The 13734-nt window shown below is 69.8% G+C and carries 11 protein-coding genes and 1 tRNA gene; 3 read left to right on the top strand and 9 right to left on the bottom strand.

Going from position 1 to position 13734, the window contains the following annotated elements; genetic code table 11:
- Positions 1-94: 94 nt before the first annotated feature.
- From pknB to ABH927_RS15295, 7 genes are all read right to left on the bottom strand, one after another.
- Positions 95-1960 (bottom strand): Stk1 family PASTA domain-containing Ser/Thr kinase, encoded by a 1866-nt coding sequence (gene pknB, locus ABH927_RS15325; RefSeq protein WP_370021978.1) that lies wholly within the window; start codon positions 1958-1960, stop codon positions 95-97.
- A gap of 67 nt (positions 1961-2027) precedes the next feature.
- The gene (locus tag ABH927_RS15320; RefSeq protein ID WP_370021976.1) at positions 2028-3527 is read right to left on the bottom strand and encodes a protein kinase domain-containing protein; all 1500 of its coding nucleotides are present in this window, start codon (positions 3525-3527) and stop codon (positions 2028-2030) included.
- The gene (locus ABH927_RS15315; protein ID WP_370021974.1) at positions 3524-4981 is read right to left on the bottom strand and encodes a peptidoglycan D,D-transpeptidase FtsI family protein; all 1458 of its coding nucleotides are present in this window, start codon (positions 4979-4981) and stop codon (positions 3524-3526) included. The genes ABH927_RS15320 and ABH927_RS15315 overlap by 4 nt, the downstream gene beginning before the upstream one ends.
- The gene (locus ABH927_RS15310) at positions 4978-6327 is read right to left on the bottom strand and encodes an FtsW/RodA/SpoVE family cell cycle protein (protein WP_370022118.1); all 1350 of its coding nucleotides are present in this window, start codon (positions 6325-6327) and stop codon (positions 4978-4980) included. The genes ABH927_RS15315 and ABH927_RS15310 overlap by 4 nt, the downstream gene beginning before the upstream one ends.
- Before the next feature lie 26 nt (positions 6328-6353).
- Complete coding sequence (locus ABH927_RS15305; protein ID WP_370021972.1) at positions 6354-7634, bottom strand: Stp1/IreP family PP2C-type Ser/Thr phosphatase; 1281 nt, start codon at positions 7632-7634, stop codon at positions 6354-6356.
- A complete protein-coding gene (locus tag ABH927_RS15300) occupies positions 7631-8095 on the bottom strand; it encodes an FHA domain-containing protein (protein WP_261584655.1) in 465 nt (154 codons plus the stop codon). Before ABH927_RS15300 ends, ABH927_RS15305 begins: the two co-directional genes overlap by 4 nt.
- 17 nt (positions 8096-8112) lie before the next feature.
- Positions 8113-8853, bottom strand: a complete 741-nt coding sequence (locus tag ABH927_RS15295; protein WP_370021970.1) for an FhaA domain-containing protein — start codon at positions 8851-8853, stop codon at positions 8113-8115.
- 157 nt (positions 8854-9010) lie between these two features.
- On the opposite strand from ABH927_RS15295, the gene ABH927_RS15290 reads away from it, so the two are divergent.
- Together ABH927_RS15290 and ABH927_RS15285 are read left to right on the top strand one after the other, a co-directional pair.
- A tRNA-Leu gene (locus ABH927_RS15290) sits at positions 9011-9096 on the top strand.
- A gap of 395 nt (positions 9097-9491) precedes the next feature.
- Positions 9492-9677, top strand: coding sequence for a hypothetical protein (locus tag ABH927_RS15285; RefSeq protein ID WP_370021968.1), 186 nt, complete (start codon positions 9492-9494; stop codon positions 9675-9677).
- Here ABH927_RS15285 and ABH927_RS15280 read toward each other — a convergent pair.
- Both ABH927_RS15280 and ABH927_RS15275 read right to left on the bottom strand, forming a co-directional pair.
- Positions 9646-10659 (bottom strand): hemolysin family protein, encoded by a 1014-nt coding sequence (locus tag ABH927_RS15280; protein ID WP_370021966.1) that lies wholly within the window; start codon positions 10657-10659, stop codon positions 9646-9648. The two genes, ABH927_RS15285 and ABH927_RS15280, sit on opposite strands and share 32 nt — an antisense overlap.
- Positions 10656-12107, bottom strand: coding sequence for a hemolysin family protein (locus ABH927_RS15275; RefSeq protein ID WP_370021965.1), 1452 nt, complete (start codon positions 12105-12107; stop codon positions 10656-10658). The genes ABH927_RS15280 and ABH927_RS15275 overlap by 4 nt, the downstream gene beginning before the upstream one ends.
- Before the next feature lie 305 nt (positions 12108-12412).
- Here ABH927_RS15275 and ABH927_RS15270 point away from each other — a divergent pair, with 305 nt between their 5' ends.
- Positions 12413-13717 (top strand): LCP family protein, encoded by a 1305-nt coding sequence (locus ABH927_RS15270; RefSeq protein ID WP_370021963.1) that lies wholly within the window; start codon positions 12413-12415, stop codon positions 13715-13717.
- Positions 13718-13734: the final 17 nt, after the last annotated feature.

Below are 13734 nucleotides of genomic sequence, written 5' to 3'. Positions count from 1 at the left end.
CAATGGCGGCGTGCCCAGGCAATAGCCGGCCGGGAGATGCCAAGAGGGCCCCTCCGGGTGGAGGGGCCCTCTTAGGGGCGGGTCGAGGAGACGCCTAGTTGCCGAAGGGGTTGTCGCCGTCGCCGATGTCCACGCCGCCGTCACCGCCGTCGCCGCCGTCACCGCCGTCGGTGGGCTGGTCCGTCGGCGTCGGGTCGGTGGGCTGGTCGGTCGGCTGTTGCTGCGGCCCGCTGGACACCTTCAGCGTGATCGTGGTGTTCGGCGGCAGCTTGGCGCCCGCCGCCGGCGACTGGTCGATCACATTGCCCGGCGCCACCTGGTCGCTCGGCTCCTCGACCACCTTGACCTTGAAACCGGCCCCTACGAGGGTGTTCTTGGCGTCATCCAGTGTCTGGCCGATGACGCTCATGAGCTCGATGGTGGCCTTGGGCACATAGAGCCGGACGAGGGTGTCCTTCGAGACCTCCTCGCCCACCTTCGGGTTCGTGTCGTAGACCTTGTTCTGCGGCTTGCTCGAGACCTTTGGCACGATGCTGACCTTGAGACCGAGGCCCTCCAGCTCTGCCTTGGCGTCCTCCGGCGACTTCCCGAGGACGTCGTCGGGGATCTTGACCGTCTCGGGACCCTTGGACAGGACGACGGTCACGGTGGAGCCGGGCGCGACCTCGGTGTCGGCCACGGGGTCGGTGCTGACGACCGCGCCCTTCGGCACGTCGGCGCTGAACTCCTCCGGGCCGAAGGCGACTTTGAGTTTCGCGTTCTCGAGCGCCTTCTGCGCCGCCTCCTTCGTCTGGTTCGTCACCGGCGGGACCTTGACGTTCGTGGCGCTCGTCGACCCGCCGGGGCTCAGGAACGCGTAGCCCACGCCGATGAAGGCGCCGATGACCAGGAGCGGGACCAGGATCCAGGCCGCGGTCTTCAGCGCGGTGTTGCCGCCTCCGCCGCTCCGCCGCCGCCCGTCGTAGCGCCCGCCGCGCTCCTCGGGGCCATAGTCGTACTGCGGGATTGACCGGGTGCCCTGGGTCGCCGGGCCGCCGGCCGTCGTCATCGTCCGCGTGCGGTCCGCTCCGCCGTACGCCCCGTAGTTGTTGGCCATCGCCATCGTCTGGGGGTCGACCGGCATGCCGGACATCGCCCGCTGGATGTCGCCCCGCATCTCGGCGGCGCTCTGGTAGCGCTGGACCGGGTCCTTCGCCATGGCCTTGAGCACGATGGCGTCGGCCCACTTGGGGATCTCGGGGTCGATCCGCGACGGCGGGATCGGGTCCTCACGGACGTGCTGGTACGCGATGGCCACGGGGGAGTCGCCGGTGAAGGGCGGCTGACCCGTCAGCAGCTCGTACAGCACGCACCCGGTGGAGTAGATGTCGCTGCGGGCGTCCACCCGCTCGCCGCGGGCCTGCTCGGGGGAGAGGTACTGGGCGGTGCCGATCACCTGGGCGGTCTGCGTCATCGTCGCCGCGGAGTCCGCCATCGCTCGCGCGATGCCGAAGTCCATGACCTTGACCTCGCCGTTGGTCGTCAGCATGATGTTCGCCGGTTTGATGTCCCGGTGGACGATGCCGCCGCGGTGGCTGTAGTCGAGGGCCCGCAGGATCCCGTCCACGAGCTCCATCGCCCGCTCGGGCAGCAGCCGCCTGTCGGCGCGCAGCAGGTCCCGCAGGGTCCGCCCGTCGACGAACTCCATCACGATGTACGGCACGGGCGTGCCGTCCATCATGTCCTCACCCGTGTCGTACACGGCGATGATGGAGGGATGGTTCAGCGAGGCGGCGGACTGAGCCTCCCGCCGGAAGCGCGCCTGGAAGGTGTGATCTCTCGCGAGGTCCGACCGGAGCGTCTTGATCGCGACAATACGGTCCAGCCGGATGTCCCGGGCGCGATACACCTCGGCCATACCGCCACGCCCGACGACGCCGTCGAGCTCATAGCGTCCGCCGAGAAGTCGTGGCTGAGTCATTTCCTGCACTGTCCCTTGCCGTTCATCTTGGGGTGCCGCCGGTGTCCATCATCGACCCCTTTCCCCATCACGTCCCCTCATTCGGAGGGTTCGTCTCGGTCGGGGACTCCGTGGGGGCCGGAGTCTCACTTGGCGTCGCGGTCGGGGTGGGCGTCGGAGTGGGGGTAGGAGTCGGGGACGGAGCCGGTGTGGGCTTCCTGGTGGATGGTGCCGACGTGCTTACGGTAGCCGACGGCGGCGCGGAGGGCAGGTCCGACGTCACCGGAGCCGTGTGACGCGGCGCCTTCGGAGTCGGTGTCTTCGACGGCCGGGCCGAGGGAGACGCGGGAGCCTGCGTCGCGGTGTCACCCGTGTCCTGCGTCGTGTTCTGCGTCGTGTCCGCGGACCGCGTCGCGATCAACGCCAGCACTCCGAGGCCCACGGCGGCGGCGCATCCCGCGGTGGCTAAGAACACGGTCGCCGGGCGGCGGCCACGCCTGGGAGGCGAGGGAGGGCCGGGACGCCGGGGACCCGCCGGTCCCGAGGTCGGCGCCGCCCCAACGCTGTATCCCCGGTCGTAACCCTCACCGGATGCCGTGCCGTACCGGCTGGTCGCGGCTCCGATGCCGGCCCCGGAGCCGGCCCTGGTGTCGCTGTCGAAAGAGGACAGGGCGGCGGTGGCGGGTCCGGACGCCGTCTTAGGGCGCGCGTCGCCGACGGTGAAACCCGTGGGGTCGGTGAGGGTGCCCAGTGCGGTGGCGCCGGTCCCCGCGAGGGCGTCCCGCAGCATGAGTGTCCGGTCCACCAGTTGGGGGCCGGTCGCCGGGCGCGTCCCGGGGTCCTTGGCCAGCATGGCGAAGACCAGGGCCTGCACCGGCGCGGGCACGCTGTCCGGAAGCGGCGGTGGCGCGTCGTTGAGGTGGTGGAGCGCCAGCGCCACCGGTGTCTCCCCCGTGAACGGAGGACGGCCCGCGAGGCACTCGTACGCGACGACGCCGAGTGAGTAGATGTCGGTCGCGGAGGTGAGGGCGCTGCCGGACGCCTGCTCGGGGCTGACGTACTGCGCGGTGCCGAGCACGGTGCCGGTCTGCGTCATCCGCGCGGCCTCGAGCGCCCGTGCGATGCCGAAGTCGGTGATCTTGGTGTTGCCGGCCTCGGTGATGAGGAGGTTGCCCGGCTTGATGTCGCGGTGGATGACTCCGGCCTGGTGGGCGGCGTGCAGGCCCCTGGCGGTCTGGTGGATCACATCCAGCGTGACCGCCGGGTTCAGCGATCCGTTGCGGGCCAGGATGGCCGACAGCGGCTCACCGGTCACCAGCTCCATGACGAGGTAGGCGAGGCCGTCGCTCTCGCCGTAGTCGAAGACCTGGGCGATCCCGGGGTGGGTCAGCCCCGCGGTGATGCGCGCCTCGGACCGGAACCGCTCCCGGAACGCCGGATCGGCGGCCACGTGGCGGCGCAGCAGCTTGACCGCGACCTCCCGGCCCAGGAGCTCGTCGGCGGCCCGCCACACCTCGCCCATACCGCCCGCGGCGATGGGCGAGGTGAGCCGGTAGCGGCCGCCGAGGACCGAGTTAGGCGAGGTCACTGCCCGAGCACCGCCTGCATGACGTCGTGCGCGATCGGGGCGGCGATCTGGCCGCCGGTCGCGTCGCTCCCGGCGCTGCCGGACTCGACGAAGACCGCGACCGCGACTTTCGGGTCCTCGACCGGGGCGAAGGCGATGAACCAGGCGTGCGAGGGCTGGCCCGGCGCGGTCTCCGCCGTACCGGTCTTACCGGCGACCGTAATGCCCGGAAGCTGGGCGGCGGTGCCGGTGCCATGCTGCACCACGTTGGTCATCATCTTCGTGAGCTCGGCGGCGACCTCGGGGGTGACCGCCTCGCTCAGCTCGTCCGGACGGGTCGAGTCGATCTCGCCGCCGTCCGGGCCGACGATCTTGTTGACGAGGTACGGCTTCATGACCGTGCCCTGGTTGGCGATCCCGGCGGCGACCATCGCCATCTGGAGGGGGGTCATCTGGTTGTCCTGCTGGCCGATGGAGGTCTTCGCCAGGGCCGCCTTGCCCTGATCGGGGCCGATGTCGCTCGGGGTGACGAGCAGCGGGATGCTGAGGGGCGCCCCGACGCCGAACTTGGCCGCCTGCTCCTTCATCTTGTCGTAGCCGAGGTCCATGCCGATTTTGGCGAACGGCGTGTTGCAGGAGATCGTCAGCGCTTCCACCATCGTGGCCCTGCCGCCGCAGGACTCGCCGTGGTAGTTGTGCAGCGAGATCGTGGTTCCGGGCAGCGGCAGCGCGTCGGGGGCGTCGACCGTGGTGTCCGCGTTCCGGGAGCCGTCGTCGCTGAAGAAGGCCGCCGAGGTGACGGTCTTGAACGTCGAACCTGGAGCGTAGGTCAGGTTGATGGCCCGGTTGAGCAGCGGCTTCTGGTCGTCCTTGTCCAGCTTCCGGTAGGCCGCGTTGACCTTGGCCTTGTTGGCCAGGGCGAGCGGGTTAGGGTCGTACGACGGAACCGAGACCATCGTGAGGATCGCCCCGGTCTTCGGGTTGAGCGCCACGACCGCGCCCCGTTTGCCGGTGCTCGCCAGGTCCTTGTACGCGAGTTGCTGCGCCTTGGTGTTCAACGTCAGGTCGACGCTGGCGCCCTTGGCCGGCTTGCCGCTGACCAGGTCAACCGCGCGGCGGACGATCAGATCGGGGTGGCTGCCGTCGAGGAAGCGCCTCTCGGCGCCTTCGATTCCGGTGGAGTTCTCCGGGGCGAAGTAGCCGACCACGTGGGCGAAGGCCTTGCCAAGAGGGTACTCCCGGGCGAACCGGAAGGTGGCGTTCCTGGTGTCCACGGTCTTGGCCAGCGTGGTCTTGCCGTCGTCGGCGGTGATCCAGCCCCGGTCGACGGCGTAGCGGGCGTAGAAGGCCCGCACATTTCGGGAGTCGGTGCGCAGATCTTCTGCTTTGACCGCGCCCAGGTAGGTGACATTGGCCATGAGCAGGCCGAACATTACCAGGCAGGCGATCGCGACCCGCTTGAGCGTGCCGTTCATCGTTGCATCACCTGGGTGAGTCCTTCGTCCTGGATGGCTTGGGGCGGCGGCCGCCGGGCGGCATCTGACATGCGTACCAGCAGAGCGATAAGCATCCAGTTAGCGAGCAGCGCGGAACCGCCCGCCGACATGAACGGCGTGACCAGTCCCGTCAGCGGGATCAGCCGGGTCACGCCGCCGACGATGATGAACACCTGCCAGGCGGTGATGAACGACAGGCCGGCCGCCAGCAGCTTCGAGAACGGGTCACGGGCCACCAGAGCGGTGCGGAGACCGCGCTGGACGATCAGCGCGTACACCATAAGGAGGGCCATCAGTCCGGTGAGACCCAGCTCCTCGCCGATCGCGTCGAAGATGAAGTCGGAGAACGCGAACGGGGTCAGGTCGGGGTGGCCCTTGCCGAGCCCGGTGCCGAGGATCCCGCCGGAGCCGATCGAGAACAGGCCCTGCATGAGCTGGTAGGTGCCGCCCAGTTCGCGGTTGTACAAGTCGTTGGACTCGGCGTGCAGCCAGCCGTCGAAGCGGGCCTCGACGTGGCTGAAGACCTGCCCGGCGAGGATGGCGCCGCCGATGAAGAGCAGCACGCCGATGAGCACCCAGGACGTGCGCTGGGTGGCGATGTAGAGCATCGCGATGAACGTGCCGAACAGCAGCAGCGACGTGCCGAGGTCCTTCTCCCCGACGAGGACGGCGATGCTGACGCCCCAGGTGATAAGGACCGGCCCGAGGTCACGAGCGCGGGGCAGGTCGATGAAGAGCAGGCGGCGCCCGGCGAGGGCCAGCACGTCGCGCTTGGCGACGAGGTAGCCGGCGAAAAAGACGACGAGGGCCAGCTTGGCGAATTCCCCCGGCTGGATGGAGAACCCGCCGATGTGAATCCAGATCCGGGAGCCGTTGAGCTCCGTGCCGATGAGCGGCAACAGAGGGAGCACGAGCAGCCCGAGGCCGACGAAGCCCGCGGTGTACGTGAGGCGCTGCAAGGCGCGATGGTCCTTCAACACGATGAGAGTCGCGGAGAACATCACGACGCCGAGCGCCGTCCACATGAGCTGGTTGGTGGCCGAGGCGCCGGGCATGCCGGTCTGCTCGATCCGGTAGATCATGACCAGCCCGAGCCCGTTGACCAGGGTCACGAGCGGGAGCAGCAGGGGGTCGGCCCACGGGGCGAATTTGGCCAGCACCAGGTAGGCCGCGAGCATGAGCCCGCCGAGGCCGAGGCCGTAGGTCAGCATGCCGGAGGGGATCTTCTTGTCGATCCCGAGGCCGACGCTTGCGTAGGCGGCCATGACGATGAGCACGGCGAAGGCGAGCATCGCCAACTGGGCCCCGCGCCGCTTCGCGGTCATCGGGACGGGTTCGCCGTCTACGGCACTCACTTGACGGACCTCGTGGGGGTCGGCGTCGCGTCGGCGCCCTGCGGGGGCTGCCCTTCCGGAGCCTTGAAGCTTTTCATCGCCGCGATCCCGGCCTGGAGATTATCGGCCGGGATCCCGCTGCGGATCTGGTCCTGCTGGACGGCGGAAAGCGACGAAACACGCACGTGTTCTGTATAGGCGACCTTTCGGAGTGACACCGGCCCCAGCTGCGCGTCGACGCCCTGGAAGACCGCCAGCTCGTCTCCGTTGGCCCCGACATAGAACTGATCCTGCGTCCACTGATAGCCGAAATAGCCGCCGGCCCCGAGCACGGCGACGACCAACAGCGGAGCCACCACCTTCGGCCAGGACCGGCGGCGTTTTCTGGAACGCCGGCCGGAGGCCAGAGCCTCCGGCGCGGCGTCGTCGTCGAGATGGTCGTCCACGATCACCGGCTGCGGCGCGGTCACCGTGGTGGCCCGCCCCGCAGGGGTGTCCGGAGGCGCGGAACGCACCCGGCCTGAGCCGGCCGCGCCCACGACCGCCGCGGCGGCCACGGCCGGCGGTTGCAGGTCGTCGATCTCGATCACGTCGGCGAGCACGCAGGTGATGTTGTCCGGCCCGCCGCCCCTGTTGGCCAGGTCGATGAGCTGACGGACGACGTCTTCCGGGTCGTCGATCGTGCTGAGCGTGTGGTGCAGGGTCTCGGCGCTGACGACGGTGGACAGGCCGTCCGAGCACAGCAGGTACCGGTCGCCCACCTGGGCCTCCCGGTCCTGCAGGTCGGGGTCGACCTCGCCGCTGCCGTCGAGCGCGCGCAGCAGGATCGAGCGTTGCGGGTGGTTGGCGGCCTCTTCCTGCGTGATGCGGCCGTCGTCCACCAGCGACTGCACGAGAGTGTGGTCGTGCGTGATCTGGTACAGCTCGCCGTTGCGCAGCAGGTACGCGCGGGAGTCGCCCACGTGGACCAGTGCGAACCGGGGGCCGTTCCAGAGCATCGCGGTGAGAGTGGTGCCCATGCCCTTGAGGCTCGGGTCCCGGGCCACCATCGCGTGGAGCTGATGGTTGGCGTCACGGACCGCCGCTTCGATCTCGCTGAGCAGGTCACCGCCGAGGGCGTCCTTGTCGAGGGACGACAGTGCGGCGATGGCGACCGAGCTGGCCACCTCGCCGTGAGCATGTCCGCCCATGCCGTCGGCGACGGCGAGCAGGCGGCCGCTGGCGTACGCCGAGTCCTCGTTTCCTTCACGGAGGAGGCCGACGTCCGAGCGGGCGGCGTAGCGGAGTGCGATTGTCATTTGCGCAATTCGATGACGGTCTTGCCGATGCGGATCGGAACTCCGAGAGGCACCGGGGTCGGGCGGGTCACTTTCGAGCGTTCGAGGTACGTGCCGTTGGTGGAGCCGAGATCCTCCACGATCCACTGGCCGTCCTGAGGAAATAGCCGGGCATGCCGGCTGGAAGCGTAGTCGTCGCTGAGAACCAGCGTGGCGTCATTCGCCCGGCCGATGGTGATTGGCGTCTCCGTGAGGTTGATGATGGTCCCTTGCAGGGGGCCACCCGTGACGATCAGCTGACGTGGTTCCCCCTTCTTGGGCTTGGACACCGGTTTGGCCACCTTCGCCGGCTTCCGTGCGGGTGCGGGAGCCGTACGCGGGCCGAACAAGTCTGTCCGGATTACGCCGACCGCGGCAATCACGAAGAACCACAGCACCGCCAGGAAGGCGAGCCGGATCAGCAGCAGCGTTAGCTCGGACATGGACCGTTTGTCTACCTCTAATCGCGCCGGAACACCAGTGTCGTGCGACCCAGTGTCACCCTCGTCCCGTCCTGCATCTCGATCCTGCGGACCGGCTGGCCGTTGACGAAGGTGCCGTTCGTGGACCCCAGGTCGACGAGCACGACCTGCTGTCCTTCCACTCGTAGCTCGGCATGATGCCGTGATACGCCCGGATCCACCAGCCGGAGGTCGCAGTCGGTACCGCGGCCGAGCAGCGTCACCGGGGTGGTCAGCTCGTAGGACCGCTGTCCCTGCGGGTCGTCCTGGGTGGAGACCAGTAACCGCGGCCGGCCGGCGAACGCGCCGGGACGGCTCGCGGGCAGGTCGCTCACGGGCTGGCGGATCTCGTCCTGCTCGACCGTCGCCCCCCGGATGACGCCCGACCGGATTCGGAACAGCCCGACCGCGAGGTCGTCGGCGGTCTCGAAACGCACCCGGACCGGGCCGACGAACGAGTACCCCTGCTCCTTGGCGTACTCCCTGGCGAGGTTCGCCAGCTCGTGGCTGATGCTGTCGGCGTACACCTCCAGCCGCTCGCTGTCGGTGGTCGACAGCTCCACCACGAAGTCGTTGGGCACGAGCGTGCGACCCTGAGCGACGATCGCGGCGCGCTCGTCCATCTCCCTCTGAACGGCGCTGGCAACCTCGACCGGCTGAAGCTCAGACTTGAACGCCCGCGCAAAGGCCCCTTCAACCATCCCTTCGAGCCTCCGCTCGAAGCGCTGAAGGACTCCCACCGGGTACCTCCCTTCCACACTCTCTATGGTCGCGACCGCTCCGGCGCTGCAGCGAGCTCCGTCGCTCCGTCGTTTAGAAGGATCGTATCCGGGTTCCGTAGCACGGGCGGTTACGTGCTAACCTTTCCAAGCACCCAGCAATGGGAGTTCCCGCAAGGGGCAAGTGGCGGAATGGCAGACGCGCACGGTTCAGGTCCGTGTGTCCGAAAGGACGTGGGGGTTCAACTCCCCCCTTGCCCACCAACGATGGTGAGGCCTCGGAAGGCCGGAAGCGAAGCTTCCCTCTCCGGGGCCTTTTTGTTGTGCCGGCCGGCATGGTCGCACGGGACTGCCTCCCCTTCGTCGGAGTACGGATCAAGCTACTGGCTGGGTGAGCGCGATTGAAGCCCCCGGCGGCAGCCGGGCGTCTCTCGTCTCCACGCCGGTCCGGTACGGCGCGCGCCTTCCAAGATTCTCTGAAAATGACCTTTCAAACCGCTTTCTCCTGGCTTGCAGCGATCTCTTGGCGAAAACCCGCGTGGTCGCGCTTGCCGTCTCAAAATATGAGCGAATTCGTCTTGGAATAAGAGACATGCGGCAACGGGCTGGCCTTCACCGCCGTCTCCGAGCTGGCCGGATCGACCTGGGCGGGCCGAGCGATGGGCGCGCAGAACACCGTCCAGAACCTCGTGGCGGCGGGAACGCCACCGGCTCTCGGCGCGCTGATCACCCACACCGGCTTCGGTACGGCTTTCGCCCTGGCCGGCGCGCTGGCCCTGGCGGCCTCCGCCGCGTCCCCCGGCGTCGCGGCGGTCACACGGCCAGCAGCTCGCCGACCAGCCTAGTGAGGTCGATCACTCCAATGGGCGTGCCGCTCTCGTCCGTGACCAGCCCGAGCTGGGCGTGGGCCTCCTGGAGCACGGTCACCGCGTCCGGGATCGTGGTCCCCTTCACCACGCGCGGCGCGGGCGTGGCCAGCTCCTCCGGGCGCCGTCCCCGCTGGACCAGCACGTCGCGGACGTGCAGGACCCCCATCACGCCCCGCGTGTCGTCCGGCGAGACCACCAGCATCCGGAGGCTGCCCGTGCGGGCGGCCGTCTCCCGCACGAGCCGGTCGTCCGCGCCGGCGGGCACCGAAGGCGCCGCGGCGATCGGCGACATCAGCCGCTCGACCGGCTGCGACTGGACCCGGAGCGCGCGGGTGAGCAGGTCGTGCTCGTCGCGGTCGAGCATGCCCATCCGGCCCGACTCCGCGACCAGCATGGCGAGCTGGTGAGGGGTGCGGGTGGTGGCCAGCTCGTCGCGTGGCCGCACGCCGAACAGGTGCAGCAGGCCGTTGGTCAGGCCGTTCAGCACGGCGAGGACCGGCCGGACGATCCAGGCGAAGCCGCGGAACGGCAGTGCCAGCCCCATGGCCGCCCGCTCCGGGTGGGTGAGCGCCCACGACTTGGGGGCCATCTCCCCCACGACCATGTGCAGGAAGGTCACGAGCGCGAGCGCCACGACGTAGGCCACCGGCGTCCGCGCCGACTCGGGGAGCAGTGCGAGCACCGGCTCGAGAAGGTGCTCGATGGCGGGCTCGGCCACCATGCCGAGGCCCAGAGAGCACAGCGTGATGCCGAGCTGGGCGCCCGCGAGCATGAGCGACAGCTCGCGCCCGCCGCGCACCGCCGCGCGAGCGGCCAGCTTGGCCGGCCGGCCGCCCGCGAGCGCGGCCTCCTCCAGCCGGTGCCGCTTGGCCGAGACCAGCGCGAACTCGGCGGCCACGAAGAGCCCGTTGCCGATCAGCAGGACTATTCCGAGCAGGATCGCGCCCACGCTGCTCACGCGGGCCTCCCCTGGAAGAGGGCGGAGAACAGCTCGGGCGCGTAGTCCACGGCGACGTCACGCCGGTCCGCGGGGTCCTCGGCGGCCCGCTCGTGGCCCGGCTCCTCCTCGACGAGCGAGAGCCACACCCACTCGGGGACGCGGCGGCGGACGCTCGTCACGGTAAGGAGCGCCCGATGGTGGCCGGGCCGCTCCTCCGCGAACGGGTCGGCCTCGGGAAGGACCTCGACGGTGACCTGGTCGCCGGGCTCCGCCATGCGGCCGAGAGCGGCGAGCACCAGCCCGGCGACGGTCTCGTAGTCGTCGCTCTCCGGCAGCCGGACGCCGGTGGCCCGCTCAACCTCGTCGAGGCGAAGCGTGCCCGGCACGTCCCAGGAGCCGTCTTCGTGCCGGACCGCGCCGAACGGCTCGGGGTCGTTCTCGTCCACCAGCTCTCCGACCAGTTCCTCGGCCAGGTCCTCGATGGTGACGACACCCGCCAGCCCGCCGTACTCGTCGATGACGCACGCGAACGTGTCACCGGCGGGTTGGGCGGACATCCGCTTGAGCAGCACGGGCAGCGGCAGCGTGGCGGGCACGAGCATGGGAGCCCGGACGATGCCGCCGATGAGGCCGCCGTCGGGAGAACCGGCCTCCAGATACTCCCGGACGCCCGTGACGCCCACGACGTCGTCCGCGTCGGTGCCGAGCACCGGGTAGCGCGAGTGGCCGTGCGCGCGGAGGGCGTCGAGCAGGTCGCTCACCGGCCACTCCGCCCGCAGCGAGACGACTCGGGGGCGCGGGACCATGACGTCCTCCGCGGTGCGGTCGCCGAACTCCAGGGCGCGCTCGAGCAGCTCCGCCAGCCGCGGCGGGAGCTCCCCGGCCGCGGCGGAGTCGGCCACGATGCGCGACAGCTCCTCAGGCGTGGCGCCGTGCTCCAGCTCCTCGATGGGCTCGATGCCGACGAGCCGCAGCAGCCCGGTCGCCGAGGCGTCGAACAGGTGGATCACCGGGCCCGCGACCTTGAGGTACGCCAGGGTCGGCCGGGCCAGGAACTTCGCGACCGGCTCGGGCCGCGCGATTCCGAGGTTCTTGGGGGCCAGCTCGCCTAAGATCATCTGTACGATGGTCGCGATGGTGACGCCCAGGGCCACGGCCAGGCCGGGGACCATGGTCTTCGGCACTCCGGCGCTCTCCAGGGGGCCGCGGATGACATCCGCGATCGCGGGTTGGGCGATGAAACCCACCAGCAGCGTGGTCACGGTGATCCCGAGCTGCGCGCCGGAGAGCATGAAGGACAGGCGGCCCGTGACGTCGAGGGCTCGCCGCGCCGCGGCGTCGCCGCCGGCTGCCTGCTCGCGCAGCGCGCCGCGGTCGGCCGCCACGAAGGCGAACTCCTGGGCGACGAAGTATCCGGTGGCGAGAGTGAGAAGAAGAACGGCCAGCAGGCCGGTGGCGGCGCTCATCGGGCGCCTGCCGTGTGGTCATGGAATCCCGTGCCCGCGCACGGGCTGGTACTCCACGGGTCCGGGACGGACACGGACAATCCTTTCGAGAGGTGGTCTACAACCGTAACGGCTCAGCCGCCTTCGGTGTTTCCATGGCATCTTTATTGTCCGCTTAGAGCACGTCTGACTAGCTTTCGCGGGGGAAGTCTTGGTGAGAGATCTGCGCTCGTAAGAAGATGGCGGCGTACCGTCAAGCGAGTGGCGGTCAATTGGCGGGCTTTGCCAAAGCGGGGGCTAGGAAGCTGAGGGGCTGGGGAGACGACGTGGCCGAGGACGACGAGGCGACCCGGGCGATTCGCCGGCCGGACGGCGTGCGGTCGGCCGCCGGGCAACCGGCGCACCCGGTCCCCGATGCCGTTCGGGCCGGATCCGGCCACGAGTCCGGCCGATCCGGCGATTCGGGGCCGTCCGGTCAGTCCGGTCAGTCCGGGCCGTCCGGTCAGTCCGGGCCGTCCGGTCAGGAGAAGTGGTCGACGACGCTGCCCCGGATCAGGTCCAAGGTGTACGGCAAGCCGCGCTCGGGGCAGGGCCCCGTAAAGCCGATCGGCGGGACGCGCGACTCCGGCCACGAGGCGGGCGGCGGGTTCGCCGGAGGCGGAGGCGGAGGTGCCAGGCGGCCGAGACGGGTCGGCAGGCTCGTGTTCCGGATCATCGCGGGCCTCCTGGTTGTGCTGATCGTCGCCGCGGTCGTCGGATATTTCTGGATCGGTTCCAAGCTCCGGGGTGTCGAGTCGCTCACGGACTACAACGGGCGGCCCGCGGCGACCCCAGGGGAGGACTGGCTGCTCGTCGGCTCGGACAGCCGGGCGGGCCTGACGGCCGCGCAGCGCAAGAAGCTCGCCACCGGCAAGGCGGTCGGCAAGCGGACCGACACGATGATGCTGCTCCACATCCCCTCCAGCGGCAGGCCGACACTCGTCAGCCTTCCCCGCGACTCTTACGTGCCGATCGAGGGTCACGGCAGCGACAAGCTCAACGCGGCGTACGCCTTCGGCGGGCCCGTGCTCCTCACCAAGACGGTCGAGCGGGTCACCGGGATCCGGATCGACCACTACATGGAGATCGGCTTCGGAGGGTTCGTCGGCATCGTCGACGCGATCGGCGGGGTCAACATCTGCGTGAAGCAGGACATCAAGGACCACAAGGCCGGGATCAACCTGAAGAAGGGCTGCCAGGACATGGACGGCGGCACCGCGCTCGGCTATGTCCGGACCCGGGCCACCGGGGCCATCCCCGACTTCGACCGGACCCAGCGGCAGCGCCAGTTCTTCTCCGCCGTCGTGCAGAAGGCGGCCAGCCCGGGGACGCTGCTCAACCCGTTCACCTCGGTGCCGCTGGCGCTGAGCGCGGCCGACTCGGTGGCCGTGGATCCCGGCACCGGCCTGTTCAACCTGCTCTCGGTCGGCCTGGCGATGAAGGACAGCCCGATCACCACGGCGGTGCCGATCGGCTCGCTGCCCACGATCAACGGCGCCGCCGTCGTGAAGTGGGACACCCAGAAGGCGCTCCGCCTCTTCCAGGCCCTCGCCCAGGACAAGCCCATCCCCAAGGACACCATCACCAAGTAGGCATTCGCGGGCGCGGG

The sequence above is a fragment of the Planotetraspora sp. GP83 genome (assembly GCF_041262585.1).
Taxonomy (GTDB): Bacteria; Actinomycetota; Actinomycetes; order Streptosporangiales; family Streptosporangiaceae; genus JAOEGB01.
Note: the sequence above shows the minus strand (reverse complement) of the source record. Positions and strands in the feature narration are given on the sequence as shown.